Genomic DNA, 15,902 nt, shown 5'->3' on the forward strand with positions numbered 1-15,902 from the left:
TGTTAAAAAAGACCAGCTGCATTACCACTTTCATCGACATCCATTTGAAGGGCTGCAGGTTTTTTCGGCAGACCAGGCATCGTCATGACATCTCCGGTCAAGGCAACGATAAATCCGGCTCCGATAGAAGGCTTTAATTTTCGTATGTTAATGGTGAAGACTTCCGGACGTCCAATTTTGGCTGGGTCGTCAGAAAGAGAGTATTGAGTTTTCGCCATACAAACCGGGAGTTTGCCCCAGCCTTCACCTTCAAACTGCAGAAGCTGCTTCCGGGCTTCCGGGGAATATTCGACTCGATCTGCTCCATAGACAATCTGGGCAATCTTACTGATTTTTTCACTGATTGTGTCTTCATTATTATAGAGCCTTTTAAAGGAGGAAGTATCTTTTTCGATTATTTCCTCAATCTTTTCTGCCAGGTCTATACCGCCGGCTCCACCTTTTTCCCACACCTCAGTTAATGAACATGTATAGTGATATTTCTCGCATAATTGCTGGAATAAAGCAACCTCATTCTCTGTGTCGCCGGAAAATTTATTTAGGGCAATGACAAATGGCAGTCCAAATGCCGTGATTGTTTCACAATGCTTCACTAAATTGGAGAAACCTTCTTCAAGAGCGGCCAGATTCTCATCTTTTAAATCTCCTGCCGGGACACCCCCATGTAATTTCAGGGCTCTAATCGTTGCAACTATCACGACAGCATCCGGCTTTAATCCGCCTGCAGCCGTTTTAATGTTTAAGAATTTTTCTCCGCCGAGATCAGCACCAAAACCAGCCTCTGTCACACAATAATCTCCCAGCTTCAAGGCCATTTTTGTGGCGATGACACTATTGCAGCCATGAGCAATATTTGCGAAAGGTCCTCCATGAATGATGGATGGCGTATGCTCGGCCGTTTGCACGAGATTCGGCTTTATAGCTTCCTTCAGAAGCAAGGTTAAGGCACCTTCTACTTTTAAATCTGCCACGGATACTGGCTTATCTTCATATGTATATCCGATAATAATCTTTCCAAGTCTTAGCTTTAAATCTTCTAGATCATTAGCCAGACATAGGATTGCCATGATTTCTGAAGCAACCGTAATGTCAAAACCATCTTCACGCGGTACACCTTGTTTTGGTCCACCTAGTCCGATGACAATCTGGCGCAGTGCACGGTCGTTCATATCAAGCACTCGCTTCCAAATAATCTTTCTCGGGTCAATATTCAGGTCATTTCCTTGATGGATGTGGTTATCGATGAAGGCCGCTAAAGCGTTGTTTGCCGTTGTAATGGCATGGATATCACCTGTGAAATGGAGGTTAATTTCATCCATTGGGAGCACTTGCGCATAGCCTCCGCCTGTTGCTCCCCCCTTAACTCCCATTACAGGACCAAGAGATGGTTCACGCATGGCAATGACCGCTTTCTTTCCAAGCTGCGAGAGGGCATCGCCTAAACCGACAGTAACGGTTGATTTGCCTTCTCCTGCTTTTGTCGGATTTATGGAAGTAACAAGAATCAAACGCCCATCGGCTGTGTCAGCCTTCTTCTTCAGAACATCCAAAGAGATTTTCGCCTTATATCTCCCATAAGGTTCCCATTCTTCTTCCGTTATGCCCAGCTTCTCGGCAATTTCGGCAATCGGCTTCAATTCCGCTTCCATCGCAATTTCAATATCGGTTTTGACAACTGTGTTCGATTTCATGGTAGTCCCCCTCTTACTTTCTCACCTCTAGTTTAACAAAAATCATATCAGAGACACACATTTTATATTTGCCAGCCAATAAAAATATGAATACAATAGTAAATATTGCAACCATTGATTGAATTTTCCAATTATTATAACTCCATCGGATAATCCATTCGAGGTGAAAAGGAGGCTTCCAGCATGCCCATTACCATTCCTAAGCTTCTTCCTGCGAAGAAAATCTTAGAGAACGAAAATATTTTTATCATGGATGATATTCGAGCGATGAGCCAGGATATCCGCCCGCTCAAGATCTTAATCCTTAACTTAATGCCGGAAAAGGAGAAAACTGAAACCCAGCTTCTCCGCCTCCTCGGAAATACGCCCTTACAGGTGGATATTACCTTTCTTAGGATGCGGACACATGAGAGTAAACATACATCAGCTTCTCATTTAAATCAGTTCTATAAGACATTCCACGAAATTTCTAACAACCGGTTTGATGGAATGATTATTACTGGAGCACCGGTTGAAAAGATGGAATTCGAGGAAGTGAACTATTGGCAGGAACTAAAAGATATCATGGACTGGACAAGGGAGCATGTTACCTCAACGATGCATATATGCTGGGGAGCTCAGGCCGCCCTCTATCATCATTTCGGTATTTCTAAACAATTATTATCAAAGAAATGTACAGGCATTTACAGCCATCATGTCCTTAAGCCGCACGAACAGCTGGTCAGAGGGTTTGATGATATCTTTTACGCTCCCCATTCCCGATATACAGATGTAGAAGCTGAAGAAATCCGCCATCATGAGGAGCTGATGGTACTGGCCGAATCCGACCATGCGGGATTATTTCTCGTCTCATCAAAAGATGGGAAGCAAATTATGGTTACCGGGCACCCTGAATATGAGCTGTCCACATTAGCCCAGGAATATGAACGCGATTTGATAAAGGGAACTGATGCGCCAATACCAGAGAATTATTTCCCTAATAATAATCCGAAGGAAAAACCATTACATACATGGAAGAGTCATGCAAGCCTCTTGTTTGCAAACTGGCTGAACTATTATGTCTATCAGGCGACACCATATGATTGGAATTGATGTTTGCATAACAATGCATAAGGACAATCAAGAATCAGCAGATTTTCCCACTAATTAAATATTCACTTAATTCGCACGATTCATTTTGACACCATCTATTTAAATATTGTATATTGTAATTGTCATGACCACCCTATTGCGGTTCTGATAATATGTTATTGGCTCATATGGGCCACAGTTTTAGGAGGAATAAAAAGATGCAAACTGGTAAAGTAAAATGGTTTAACAACGAAAAAGGCTTTGGATTCATCGAGGTTGAAGGCGGAGACGATGTATTCGTACACTTCACTGCTATCCAAGGCGAAGGCTACAAATCCTTGAACGAAGGCGAAGAAGTAACTTTCGAAATCGTCGATGGAGAAAGAGGACCGCAAGCAGCGAACGTTCAAAAAGCTCAATAACTACTTAATAAGCAAACAGCCGCCATACTTCCATATGGCGGCTTTTCTTCTTTCTACTCTTCATTCAATCGGCTGCCTATCATTTTCAGCTGCTCGCCGACCGTACATTGTGTAATGCAGAATCTGTGGGCATGTCTCCGTCCATGATCCGACACGAGCTGCTTATGCAAAAAGCATCCATTGCAATACGTATTCAATAAATGATCAACCTGCCGAAACGTCTGTTTCTTTTGACCTCTCTCCCTCATTCGTTCATCCTCCTGCCGGCACTTCAAGCACACTGTTTATAGAGGTACCTTGAAGCGCCTGCTGAGCTAATCGATGTGCTTCTTCATTGGCTTTCCGCTGAACGGGCTCGACCTCATATTCAAGTCCAAGTTCCCTCAGCTTATTCTCAATCCGGTCAAGCCACTTGTTCAATGCTTCATCAAAGCATGGCCATTCCCCTGAGAGCTGATTTAACACAACCTGAGAATCGCCTTTTAGGCTAATGCGCTGATGCCTTGCTCCCATTTCCTCTACTTTAAGACAGGCTGCATATAGGGCACAATACTCGGCTTCATTATTATCCTCGATTTGATCAAAGCGTTCATTATACCTTGCACGGAAGATTTTCCCGTTTTGTTTGTAATATATGACGACACCCGCGCCCGCTGAAGTTTCTCCCGGCACATGGCTTCCATCAAAATAGACAACAAACTCATGCGGGTCTTCCTTTGTTTTCTCCGTCAGCTTGAGGAACTGTTTCTTTGTCCACTCCTGTCCAATCTCATCGATGAATATCATTTCCTTTGCCCGACCGATTTTTTCTAGGTCTGCCGCAATCTGAACGGCGGTTTCACTATCCATTTCCTCTGAAGTAAACAGGACAGAGGGAAGCTTTGATTTCGTATAATTCCATTTTAATGTAACCTTCATTTGGGTCTCCTTTCGAATGAAATGATCACCGTATAACTTCTTATATGCCCCGAAAGCATTACTCATACTTAACGTAACCTTTTTTACGGTCCAGTATAACTATGGACTTTTCCCTTCAACTGAGGTAATTTGTATCTAAAAGCGTAAATTTGGCTGAATAGAAGGATGTTTTAACCATGATAGAAGTATATATTGACGGGGCCGCTAAAGGCAATCCCGGACTGAGCGGGGCCGGTATTTTCATTAAAACCGGTGAGGGTCAGGAACGTTATTCTATTCCCCTTGGTACGCGGGATAATCACGAGGCAGAATATTTAGCCTTGATTCATGCCCTTCGCATTTGCCAGGAGAAGGGCTATGACGATATCATCTCTGTCCGCACAGATTCCAAGCATGTCGCCGATGCGGTTGAGAAGGAATTTGTCAAAAAGGAGCCGTACCGTTCCCTGCTCGCCGAAGCATTGCAGCTCGCCGCAGCGTTTCCTCTGTTTTTTATTAAATGGATTCCTGAATCACAAAACAAGACAGCTGACCAGCTCTCTCGAGAGGCTATCCGTAAGAATGACCAGTAACCCATAAGAAATGGCCCAGATTCAACGGATGAATCTGGGCCATGATATTTAGGAGACCTGTATTCCATATTCCTTCATTAAGTAATAGGCTTCCTTCCTTGAAGAAACCTTATTATTCATTAATGTTTCAAGCAATGACACATAGAAGCCGCCATCAAAGCGTCTTTGCGCTTTCAGTGTGCATTCTATGGCAATATTGGCGATCCAATCTGGCGCCGAAGTCATCTCTTTTCCAAAATAGATAAAACCAATTGCCTCTTCTCCAAGCTTGAACCCCTTTGAAGACAATGTACATATGTATTCTTCTAATTTTTCCATGACCCCTGAAACACACTCCTTCACGTCAATACATGATAATTGTAAAACATTTTTATGGAGTTGGATACAGTTTTTTGTCGAATTGTCTGAATAAGGCCATAACATAGAGGTTGGGACAAAACTTAATCAATGATCCTCAAAAATGAATGATTGTCATTATTCTTTGTAATCAATAGCAGTTGGAAAGACAAGTCCGTTCCATTTCACGAAATGCACTCGCTTCCCTCTACTTCCCGCAGGAGTCGAGTACATTTCGCTCCATTCCCCTAGTCACTAATAGTAGAAAGCCACAATCAACTCATACAGGGAAAACAACAAATAAAGACCCGAATGATTAGACGATAGAATCATTCCTTTATCGTCTAATCATTCAGGTTTATCATTGACTGAAGTATTTATGTCCCAGCCTTTTTCAGTTTAACGTGTCCGTATATTCAAGTCTAATTTCGACAGCTCTTCCTCTAAGCGGTCATGGTCAGGCATGTACATCAGCTCTTCATGCGTCCAGGCTGTGAATTCCTCGATATCACAAATAATTTGTGCGAGCTCCTTGCTGATAAAGGCTGACTCTCTCCCAGCATGTAATTTCTTTCGGCAGCGGTTAAACTTCGAATCAAGTTCCTCCAGCTGCTCATAAAGTCCCTCAAGCGATTCGTAATGCTGGATAAGCGGCAAGGCCGTCTTCTCTCCAATTCCCGGACATCCCGGAATATTATCGCTTGAATCTCCGAGCAAAGCCTTCACATCCACCCACTGCGCTGAATCAATACCATAATCGAGTCTGAACTGGTCAATAGTATAGTGAGTCTCACCAGCCCTACCGGCAATAATCTGTGTTGTCCGTTCATTGAGAAGCTGGAATAAATCTCGGTCATTACTGTAAATATAGCAGTGCCCAAATTCATTCATGCTCCAAAGCGTCGAGATGGTACCAATCACATCATCCGCCTCATAGGACGGTACGGAAAGCTGTTTTACTCCTGCCTTATCCAGTACCTCCCGCAATACCTCATATTGCATAATAAGCGGTGCTGGCAGCTCCCCTCTTGTCGCCTTGTAGAAATCATACTTCTGGCGCCTAGAGGACTCTTCCCTCTTCACATCCCAAGCAACAGCCAGATGGGTCACCTCATTTGTTCGCACAAGAGAAAACATTTTCTGGAAGAATACCCGAAGTGCGTTCGTATATACGCCATTGCTGCTTTTATATAATTGGTCCTCTGTCTTGCCGTACGCTGTCGCAAAATAGCCGCGGCTGAGCAGATTGAAACCATCGATTAATAAGAGTGTTCGATTGTCCTGCATGATTGCATCCCCTGTTCTCTATTCGGTCTTGAAATAATATCATGATTGCTCCATTTTAGCATAGGAAGCCTCAGGCTGCCCCAAATAAAAATTGCCAGAAGCAAAGGTCTTCCTCCTCAGTTTGTTTCAACAGGGTTTTCATCATAAGAGATCCAATCGCTAAAACTGCCTCCATAGACTTTTACATCCTGATAACCAGCCTGCTTGAGAGCAATGTAGTTAACACATGCGGTAATGCCAGACCCGCAATAAACCATAATGGATGTCTCTCTATCAATATCGGCAAAGCGGCCGGCAAGCTGGCTGTCCTTCAAATAGAGGCCATCATCTAGATTTCCCATCCATTCATAATTGATGGCTTTCGGGATATGGCCGCACTTTGCATCAATTGGCTCATAGAGACCCATGTAACGGCCCTCTTCCCTGGAGTCAATCAAAACACCAGCTGCTTTGCCGGCTGAGAGTGCTTTCACCTCTTCGTATGCAGCCAAGACCTTATTTTCTTCTTCTGGCCAGTAATCAGAAGATGGCAAATTAGGAATTTCGGCTGTTACTGGATAACCCTGCTCTTTCCAAGCCTTCAAACCTCCATTTAAGACGTATACGCCGCTATAGCCATAAAGCTCGCTAAGCCAAAGAAATCGGGCAGCAAAGGCTCCTTCTCCTCCATCATAGGCAATGACGATGGAATCTTGGTCAACGCCTAATTGCTGCATAAAACGGACGAACGTTTCTTTTGAAGGCAGCGGATGCCTGCCCCCATGCTCCAATACTTTTGAGGAAAGGTCTCCTCCAGTATCTGCATAGGCAGCTGAGGGAATGTGCTCTTCATTATAGCTTTCCCGTCCCTTCCCCTCATTAGATAGGTCATATTGGCAATCGACGATCCTCACGCGGCTGTCGGTCAATCGCTGGAACAGCCATTCAGGTTCTTGTATAAGTGTCAACCTTTCGATCATTCCCTTCTCTCTTCATTATGCTGCCAAGGCGTTCAGCTGCCTGCTCATAAGCAGCCGGATTCGACTGCTCCTCTAGCATTTGCTTTAGGCCAGAAACAATCTCTGCCCCATCAGCCAGCATAGAGCTGGTCAATTGTTCGCCTAATGCCTCAGTTATATGCTCTGCATACGATAACAGACTTTTCTTTTGGTCGGTATAGTATTCATCAATCAGCGTCTCAAGCTTGTCATAAACAGACCGCTCCATCGCTTTGCGTCCATCCTTTTCGAAGAAGGCATTTGTCCCCTTGAATAGTCTTAATTCCTCCTTGAAATCTCTTGCACTCACATTCTCTAATGGAGATTGTTGGAGGAATTCCTCTTGGACTGCGAGAGAAGGCTCGCCAAATGCCCAATCCTTCTGAACTGCTTGAGCTGATTCTGCCAGTCGCAGATAGGCTTCCCTCATTGTCTTCTCAATCACCTTCTCTAACCGAAGCGAGGCAGCCTGCCATTCATTCATAATCACCAGTTTCATATCATCAAGCAGGAGATTCATGCTTCTGACTAATGATTGTCTATCATTGGTTATTCTTCCCGGGTGGAAGTATTCCTTGAAAACACTCGGGAAATTCAAGCCTAAACGCTGCTTGCTGTAGAACAGGAGCTCTTCTGCCTCCTGCCTTGCCAATTCACCTTCATGAGTAAATGTTTTTTCTTGCAGGAGCTTTTGAATCTCTTGCCAGTTTCGTTCAAGCGTTTCTTTTCTCTCCCGCTTCTTCTCTTCACTCTCATTTGCCAACTCAACCGACTGACACAATAAATGATAGGCTTTCTGCAGCTCCGACCAACTTGCGGTGAGCAGCAAGGATTTTAAGTCATGATCAAGAAACCCATGGAAGGCCTCCTCAAATTTTTCGAACAAATAGACATAGCGCTCGGCATTCTCATCCTGCGAGCCTGTTCGCACCTGTAGTGCCGATCGGCTCGAGATAGGGAATATACGTGGATGCCTGATACCAGATTCCCTTAACTGAGAATCCAAGTATTCCACCACTAGCTCTCGTTCCTGTTCATCCGCTGCAAGGTCTGCCGCATTCAAAAGGAAGAACATTTTATCCAAGCTGAAGGAATCCTTTACCCGGCCCAATTGGTCAAGGAAGTTCCTGTCTGCCCTCGAGAAAGGATGGTTATAATACGTTATAAAGCAAATCGCATCCGAGTGCTTAATATAATTGAATGATGTACCTGTATGTCTAGCATTAATCGAATCTGCTCCAGGAGTATCGACAAGAATGACTCCTTTTCTCGTCAGTTCACAATCATAATACAGATCAATCTTCTCAATGAAGCAGGATTTTGCTTCATCCGTCGCATAGGCGGCAAAATCATCGATGCTAACCGTGAATACTTCCCCAAGATTGGCTTTGAACTGGTCAATACCGGTCATGAATGCTTCCAGGAAGGAAGCACGAAGTCCAAGTGCCTCTCTTTTCTTAGCTAAAAGAGTCTTTGCCTGGCGCTTCGCCAGCTCCAAATCTTGGACATTAAGCCCTTCATCCAACCATATACCGTTCAAATCATCAATTAGCATCTTTTCTGTCTTAGCGAAAATGACCGCCGTTCCATTTCGATGCTCACCAGTGGGCGGGAGAATTCGATTGATAACGGCTGTTGTTGGATTTGGAGAGACTGGCAGTAAATTAGACCCTAAAAGAGCATTGGCAAAGGACGATTTGCCTGCACTGAAGGCACCAAATAAAGCTAATGTATACGTTTGGTTTTGGAAGCTGAGTGAACGAGCGCTCAATTCTGCCGCTTGCTTCTTAAACCCTGGAACATCCTTTAATATCGCAGCAGCTTGCAAAAGCCGGTCCATAATATCATTAGCGGGCGGAAGATTTACTTGATTCTTTTCATCTCCGTCAACCGCCGGTTCATCCAATTCTTGCTCTGACTGATTCATCTCATTCGTTTCTTTCGGAATGATAACCTCCACCTGTTCTTCCGGTTTCAGGAAATCCTCAATCTCAGCTAGCGGGAACCTTGGCCGCTTCCCTAATTCTTTCATAACCTCTGCCTCATAAGCCAATTGCTCCTCTTTGGCATTCTGCCACTTATCCCATACTTCCAAGAGATCCGGGGTTTCTTCCATTCTTACTTTCACCGTTTTAAATAAGCCTTTACGTTCCTTTTCCCAATCATTAAACAATCTGTCTGCCAAAATCTTTGCCTGATGTAACGATGATTTCTTAATATCTGAGGCAAGACGGTCAGAGAAGTTCAGAACAAGGTCACCTGTCATAGCGGCAAGCGGCTCTATCTTTAACAAATCACCGTACGGAATTTCATACGTAAACGCTTGTATAAGATCCAATCCCTTTTGCTTATCACCAGGATACTCTGAAAGCAGATTACGAAACAGTTCCTGCAGGTGCCAGATGACGGTAGAATCTGTCTGCTTCTTCACATCCTCCTCTAGCAGCTGCCTTCTTCGCTCACGCTCCTGCAAGGTTTTCTGTTTCCCAAAGAAGCCGATCTTAAAGGAGGTAACATTAGCTTCAAGGTATTGCCTTACAATCTCCCTCGTTTCATAAGGTGTCAGGTTTGCATTCTTCAGAATGGCATTAGCCTTCTCCTCAAAGCGGCGTTTCGCTTCCTCACCATATGTCTGGATTTTCTTATCCAGCCGCTCTGACTGCTCAACCGCTTCCAATAAGATAGGATCATAGGAACGAAGCTTTTCAGATAGGGCCATATACAAATCCTCATCCTGTGCATTCCTCCATGCAAGATGCTCATCAATAAGTCTTCTTACAAGGGAAGGAATATCCATTTGTAACGGGATCCTTGAAAGCTCTTCAATCTTCTCCTTCACCTTCCGAGCCTGATTATACGGATGGTCTTCATCTCTCATGGTTGTATAATAAATCTCCTCAGGCTTTACATCCCACTCATGGAATGCCCGCCTCACACTCTCCTTGATGGTGGAGAAGGGAAGCTCTCGATCGTCATGCTTATCGATCTGATTGATGATGATATACAGCTTTTTCCCCATCTTCGTTAAATCTTTCGTAAACTGAAAATTGACCTCTGACTGAATATGGTTATAATCCGTCACATAAAAAACAGAATCAGCCATATGAAAGCTTGAAGCAGTCGAACGTTCATGTGCATCATCAGTCGAATCAATTCCCGGTGTATCGAGAAGGGCAACCTGGTCCCCAAAGGGAAAACCTTCGATTCGTAAATTAATACTTTGTATTTCCGCACCATTCTTCGCATAATCTTTCATCACTGAAAAATTGATTGGCGGAGGAAATACAGCAATCCGTCCGTCAGCCAATGTAATTCGAGCTTCCCCGTTACCGCTTTCAATACGAACGATATTCGCACTCGTTGGGATAGGACTCGATGGCAGCACAGTCTGGCCAAGCAAATAATTGATAACCGTAGATTTCCCAGCCGAAAAATGTCCGCAAAAAGCTAAACTGTACTTATTATCATACATTTTTTCCATGATTTCCTTCGTCTTTTCTGACCGCTCCCTATCCCCGCTTCGGTCAAAAAATCGATATATGCCGTAAAGATACATGTAATCATTCTGACTCTTGTGTGTGATCATAGCAATCCCCTTAAATTGTCGTGACTTCATTTTCTTATTTTACATGAAAGACCGGCAAATTGACCATTGTTTATCCCCAATTCTGAAATCACCAAAAAAACAAAAAAGGAATCCGAAAGATGACTCTCCTTACGCATTCCTATACCGTTCACTTATTCATTTATACCAAGTCTAATCCAGCTAACCAAAGAGAGCGTTTGTATTTGGGATCCCTGAGACAAACACTCACTTTGGGCTGGCCACATTATTCAAAACATAAATCATCACCGTGCTAAAAGTTGTAACAGTTGTGCCGACAAATACCCAAACCATGATATGCACCTTCCCTGTTATGTAGTACAGTTGAGAATGTCTCTCACTATACTTATATCTTAGCATGGGTGATAATCATTTTCAATGGAAATTGAAACTTCCAAAACAACTTCCTCACAATCATTCAATCTTTTTCCTTCTCATTATGCTGAATCGTAATGGAAATCTCCTTCAATTCCTCACAGCCGCAGATATCACATTGGATAGGCCTATCATGCAATGTCCTGCAATGTGGACAATAATATTTCTTCATGGAATGTTCCGCCTTTTTCATCTATCTTATGCACTTGCTGATCAATCGGACCCAGATTTAAGGTCTAGATGAATCAGCCACAGAACATCTTTCAAGGCTAAAAAACGAGCATTCCATTCTGATCAAACTGGAAGTTCGGTCCCCAAACAACCTCCCAGTAATATCCGTCCAAATCGGCAAAATAGGCATGGTAGCCGCCCCAAGAGGCATCCTGCGGTTCCTTCACGATAGTCGCACCAGCGCTTCGTGCCAGTTCAATGATGTTCTGAACATCCTCTTTCTGCTCCACATTATAGGCCAGAGTAATACCGTTAAAACCCGTTCCAATTGAAGGAGGGTCTGATTCCCGAATATCCTTTGCCAATTCTTCGAGCGGGAATAATTCAAATTTCGTCCCCGGAGTGTTGAAGAATATGACTTCCGGTTGATTCCTTTTCTCATTTGTCTGAAAACCTAACTTGTCCCTATAAAACCGAACTGATCGCTCCATACTTCTGACACCTAAACAAATACATGTCACCTTATTCATATGAGTAACCTCCTTATTTCTTGAACATCCTGCTATAATGATACGATGCCGATCATAACCCCTCATATGAAAATACGGACTTACCTTGGCTCTTCTTCGTTATATCCTTCATGTCAAGAACATAAAAATCAGGCAAACCCATCTTCAGACACTCTTCCGTAATACGCCCCCTTCCTTTTAACCTTTTCTACCATTATACCAAATAATCCCATTTGAGCTTTTAAGTAAGACGAAAAAAACTCTGCTTTTGGCAGAGTTCCCATTTAATAGAAAAATGAATATAATAGTAGAAAGTCATATCATAAAAAGGAGTTCATAATTGTGGATTTGTTAATTGGAATAGCCCTCATTCTTATCGTATTCATTACAGGAAATAACCTGGAACGAATCCTTAAGAGCATCAAACAGCAAAACAAAGAAATCATTGCGTTATTAAAGAAGGAAAAATAACTACATAAAAAGATAGCCCGCTGCTTAAAGACTATTTAAACCAGCCCTTTTCCTTAGACTGTGTAATGGCTTCTATCCGGTTCTTCACATCCAGTTTATCGAAAATGGCTGATATATAATTGCGGACCGTGCCTGTCTTAATGTCCAGCTCTGCGGCAATTTCTTTCGTATTCATTCCATCCGCAACAAGAACAAGCACCTCCCGCTCGCGGTCTGTGAGCGGGTTTGCTTCTGCATAGGCACTATCTATCAGCTCAGGTGCGTAGATTCTTCGTCCTCCATGAACAAGACGGATTGAGCCTGCCAGTTCTTCGCTTGGGCTGTCTTTAAGGAGATAGCCGCTCACCCCAGCCTGAAGTGCCCGCTGAAAATAGCCAGTTCTCGCAAATGTCGTCAAAATAATGACCTTGCAGCCATGCCCTTTTAGCTTTTCAGCCGCCTCAAGTCCGGTCATTCCCGGCATTTCAATATCCATTAAACAAATATCTGGCTGATGCTTCGCGACAAGTGCAAGTGCCTCCTCGCCATTTGATGCTTTCCCAACCACATCCATATCGTCCTCAAGCGCCAGCAAGGAACCAAATGCTCCAAGAATCATTTGCTGATCCTCCGCAATCACAATCTTGATCATGCCCGCCCCTCCTTCACAACCTGCTTTGTTTCATTCGGCACTTTAATAATCAGGCAGGTACCTTCATTCAGAGCAATTTCAAAGCTGCCATTTACAAACTCCAGCCGTTCTTTCATCCCCATGAGGCCATGACCTCTGTCAAGGCTGGACTCATATCCTTTGAAGACACCATTATCCCTTACTGTCATAACGGTTTCCTTCCAATCTTGCTCAAAAATCACCTTACATTCCGTTGCACCGCTGTGCTTAACAATATTCGTCACAGACTCCTTTAAGCACATGCTGAGGATATTTTCCGTCAAACTCGGAATATCCTTTAATTTCTGCCTTTCATCAATGCTAAAGTGGATATTAGCTGCATTCAGCATCGTTTCCGCTAACACGATTTCATCCTTTAAACGGATACTCCTCATCGATGAAACCATCTTTCGTACCTCGTTCAGCGCCGTCCTAGCCGTCTGCTGAACATCGACAAGCTCTGCGGCTGCCTGTTCCGGATTCTTGTAAACTAGTCTTCTGGCCAGATCACTCTTTAACCCTATGAGACTAAGCTTTTGCCCTAATGTATCATGGAGATCACGGGCAATCCGTTCTCTCTCCTCTACCACCAATAATTCTGAGATTTTCTTATTGGCATCATCCAATTTTTCTTCCAAACGCCCAAGTACTTTGCGATTTCGAATCGTAAATGGGAGCAGAGTAATACTGAGCCACGTGATGATGATAAACGGCATTTGCTTCAGGAAGAAAGCCTGATGCAGCAGGATTCCCAAATAAATCGAGACACCTGTACTGATCAGCAGAAGGACATAAATGGCGATAAAATCAGCCTTCTTCTTAATATTCCCTGCCAGATAAGCAAGAAAGAAGGCAAAATAAATATAGCCAAACAAAATGGTCATAACTGTAAAACCGCTCATCAGCACGATCGCCCATACATACTTCATCCATCCAGTTGTTTTATAGGCAACCCTGAACAAGGAAAGAAAAAGCAGCGTTACGACAATACCCGTCATTTTATATTGATTCGATGCATCCGATTGCAAAATGAAATAGAACGGCAGTATGCAAAGAATGGCCCATACATATGGGGAAAGCCCGCTTGTTTTCAAGAAGGCAATATAATTTTTGATCATGTGAAAACCTCTTTTAAAGTGCGTCTCCCTTTTCCTTATCGTACCATTTCCGTGCGGAAATGGCAGTTATATGACTTCACTTTTTAAAGAAATTTTAGCCTTTCCTTCACGGAAGGTGACGAACTTTTTCTTCTGTTCATCCCATAAGCGGAATCGGAGTGATTTCAAGCTTGTCATTAACGTAATGGTCGGTACATGCTGCAATGGCTTCGTATCCATATGAGCATCGGCGAGCTTGTAATTCGGGACCCTTGGGCTTAAATGATGCACATGGTGGTAGCCGATATTCCCTGTCATCCATTGAAGAAGCTTTGGAAGCTGATAATAGGAGCTTCCTTCAACGGCCGCTTTCACGTATTCCCAATCCTCATTCTCTTCAAAATAGGAATCCTCAAAGGTATGCTGGACATAGAATAGCCAAATGCCTGCAACACCCGAGAGATAAAAAATGATTCCTTGGATCATCAAGAAGGCTTGCCAGCCTACTAAATAACACATTAACGCCCAAATAGCTGCAATGGCCGCATTTGTGAAATACGTATTCCTTCTTTCCTTCTTTCCGGCATTTTTGCGATTAAAGCGATTGCTGATTAAAAACGCATAAATGGGGCCAATTCCAAACATGACTAGCGGATTCCGGTACAAGCGATATTGGATGCGAGTCCACTTGGACGCTTGATAATATTCCTCCACAGTCAGCATCCACATATCCCCGACTCCACGCTTATCCAGGTTGCCGCTGCCGGCATGATGGACATTATGGCTGTGCTGCCATTGTTTAAATGGGAATAAGGTCATAATTCCGCTGATATTCCCAAGAATCACATTCGCTTTTCTGCTTTTAAAGAAGGAATTATGGCAACAATCGTGGAAGATAATAAAGATTCTCACCAAAAAACCTGCAGCCACCACGGCAGGCGGAATCATTAGCCATACCGAAACAGATAAACCTAGGTAAGCTATATACCATAAGAGGATAAAAGGTACGAACGTATTCACTATTTGTTTAACGCTCTTCTTCGTTTCCGACTTTTCATACGGATTCATCGATTTCCGCAGCCGAAGCTGCTCTTCTTTCATTTTCATATCGTCCCATCCCTTATTCTTTATTGATTGTTCTTTTCATACATTATAGAAAAAGGAACAGAAATTTGGCAGACATAGCTGTCATAGCGCCTATATGACATTTGTCATGTACAGGCCTGTTCTCAACACGTCAAACCCTTCTGTGGCGGGGATTATGCACAACTAAGCAATACACTTTTTTTCAAAAAAATTACACTTTCGGGCAAGCTTACGGAGGAAAAATTGAACCTTCAAAAATATGTGAATAAGGGATGATGAGTGGTTGAACCAACAAAGCAATTACATGAATTCACAAAAATTCGCGATGAACACATCGCTGATTAGAACAAAGCATTGTCGCCAGGCACTTACTTCATTGGATTGAATATCTAATGAAGATTATCTTGCTTTCTTTTAGGAAGTAAATGACAAACCAATCATTCTTACCAAACAAGAGATAATACCCGGAATGGAGCAATCAATCAGCCATTTTTCAGGAGCTAATAAGCGGTTTGATAACAGAGTTATTCGTCTTCAAAATAACGAAAAGGCCGTTGTATTATATGATCAGTTAATAAGAATGAGGAAGTAGCAGCAAGACTATTAATATTCGAAAACTGCTATTCATTAGTTTGGGACGGCTTTTTCACCATCATAAAAGATGAT

Annotated in this window: 16 protein-coding genes; 4 read left to right on the forward strand and 12 right to left on the reverse strand. The window is 43.1% G+C overall.

Annotated features, from left to right (window positions below; all coding sequences use genetic code 11):
• Positions 1–2 precede the first annotated feature (2 nt).
• The gene (locus tag ACI35L_RS05730) at positions 3–1,691 is read right to left on the reverse strand and encodes a formate--tetrahydrofolate ligase (protein WP_049670626.1); all 1,689 of its coding nucleotides are present in this window, start codon (positions 1,689–1,691) and stop codon (positions 3–5) included.
• 183 nt (positions 1,692–1,874) lie between these two features.
• On the opposite strand from ACI35L_RS05730, the gene metA reads away from it, so the two are divergent.
• Positions 1,875–2,783 carry a homoserine O-acetyltransferase MetA gene (gene metA / locus ACI35L_RS05735; RefSeq protein WP_049670625.1) on the forward strand — a complete coding sequence of 303 codons (909 nt, stop codon included), beginning with the start codon at positions 1,875–1,877 and terminating at the stop codon, positions 2,781–2,783.
• Positions 2,784–2,980: 197 nt separating this feature from the next.
• A complete protein-coding gene (cspD, locus tag ACI35L_RS05740) occupies positions 2,981–3,184 on the forward strand; it encodes a cold-shock protein CspD (RefSeq protein ID WP_049670624.1) in 204 nt (67 codons plus the stop codon).
• Positions 3,185–3,237: 53 nt separating this feature from the next.
• Here cspD and ACI35L_RS05745 read toward each other — a convergent pair whose 3' ends face one another.
• Positions 3,238–3,432 carry a zinc-finger domain-containing protein gene (locus ACI35L_RS05745; RefSeq protein WP_049670623.1) on the reverse strand — a complete coding sequence of 65 codons (195 nt, stop codon included), beginning with the start codon at positions 3,430–3,432 and terminating at the stop codon, positions 3,238–3,240.
• A 4-nt stretch (positions 3,433–3,436) separates the two neighbouring features.
• Positions 3,437–4,102: a reverse transcriptase-like protein gene (locus ACI35L_RS05750; RefSeq protein ID WP_439802437.1), complete on the reverse strand. Its 666-nt coding sequence runs from the start codon at positions 4,100–4,102 to the stop codon at positions 3,437–3,439.
• 176 nt (positions 4,103–4,278) lie between these two features.
• Between ACI35L_RS05750 and ACI35L_RS05755 the strand changes: the two genes are divergently transcribed.
• Positions 4,279–4,674 (forward strand): reverse transcriptase-like protein, encoded by a 396-nt coding sequence (locus tag ACI35L_RS05755; protein WP_439802438.1) that lies wholly within the window; start codon positions 4,279–4,281, stop codon positions 4,672–4,674.
• 48 nt (positions 4,675–4,722) lie between these two features.
• Here ACI35L_RS05755 and ACI35L_RS05760 read toward each other — a convergent pair whose 3' ends face one another.
• The 6 genes from ACI35L_RS05760 to ACI35L_RS05785 form a co-directional block, all read right to left on the reverse strand.
• Entirely contained in the window at positions 4,723–4,992 is a 270-nt protein-coding gene (locus ACI35L_RS05760) for a DUF6123 family protein (protein ID WP_049670620.1), read from the reverse strand.
• A gap of 417 nt (positions 4,993–5,409) precedes the next feature.
• On the reverse strand, positions 5,410–6,297 hold the full coding sequence (locus tag ACI35L_RS05765; protein WP_049670619.1) for a 5'-3' exonuclease: 888 nt from the start codon (positions 6,295–6,297) through the stop codon (positions 5,410–5,412).
• Between the two features lie 116 nt (positions 6,298–6,413).
• The gene (locus ACI35L_RS05770) at positions 6,414–7,256 is read right to left on the reverse strand and encodes a sulfurtransferase (RefSeq protein WP_439802439.1); all 843 of its coding nucleotides are present in this window, start codon (positions 7,254–7,256) and stop codon (positions 6,414–6,416) included.
• Positions 7,222–10,860: a dynamin family protein gene (locus ACI35L_RS05775; protein ID WP_439802440.1), complete on the reverse strand. Its 3,639-nt coding sequence runs from the start codon at positions 10,858–10,860 to the stop codon at positions 7,222–7,224. Before ACI35L_RS05775 ends, ACI35L_RS05770 begins: the two co-directional genes overlap by 35 nt.
• A gap of 436 nt (positions 10,861–11,296) precedes the next feature.
• Entirely contained in the window at positions 11,297–11,425 is a 129-nt protein-coding gene (locus ACI35L_RS05780) for a hypothetical protein (RefSeq protein ID WP_269431779.1), read from the reverse strand.
• A gap of 97 nt (positions 11,426–11,522) precedes the next feature.
• Positions 11,523–11,954 (reverse strand): VOC family protein, encoded by a 432-nt coding sequence (locus ACI35L_RS05785; RefSeq protein WP_439802441.1) that lies wholly within the window; start codon positions 11,952–11,954, stop codon positions 11,523–11,525.
• A 321-nt stretch (positions 11,955–12,275) separates the two neighbouring features.
• Here ACI35L_RS05785 and ACI35L_RS05790 point away from each other — a divergent pair, with 321 nt between their 5' ends.
• The gene (locus ACI35L_RS05790; RefSeq protein ID WP_269431778.1) at positions 12,276–12,404 is read left to right on the forward strand and encodes a hypothetical protein; all 129 of its coding nucleotides are present in this window, start codon (positions 12,276–12,278) and stop codon (positions 12,402–12,404) included.
• 31 nt (positions 12,405–12,435) lie between these two features.
• On the opposite strand, the gene ACI35L_RS05795 is transcribed toward ACI35L_RS05790, so the two are convergent.
• The 3 genes from ACI35L_RS05795 to ACI35L_RS05805 form a co-directional block, all read right to left on the reverse strand.
• Complete coding sequence (locus tag ACI35L_RS05795) at positions 12,436–13,035, reverse strand: response regulator transcription factor (RefSeq protein ID WP_049670615.1); 600 nt, start codon at positions 13,033–13,035, stop codon at positions 12,436–12,438.
• Entirely contained in the window at positions 13,032–14,171 is a 1,140-nt protein-coding gene (locus ACI35L_RS05800; RefSeq protein WP_049670614.1) for a sensor histidine kinase, read from the reverse strand. Before ACI35L_RS05800 ends, ACI35L_RS05795 begins: the two co-directional genes overlap by 4 nt.
• A 66-nt stretch (positions 14,172–14,237) precedes the next feature.
• Entirely contained in the window at positions 14,238–15,257 is a 1,020-nt protein-coding gene (locus tag ACI35L_RS05805; protein ID WP_049670613.1) for a fatty acid desaturase, read from the reverse strand.
• Positions 15,258–15,902: the final 645 nt, after the last annotated feature.

It is taken from the genome of Pradoshia sp., assembly GCF_051873915.1.
In the GTDB taxonomy this organism is placed as follows: domain Bacteria; phylum Bacillota; class Bacilli; order Bacillales; family Pradoshiaceae; genus Pradoshia.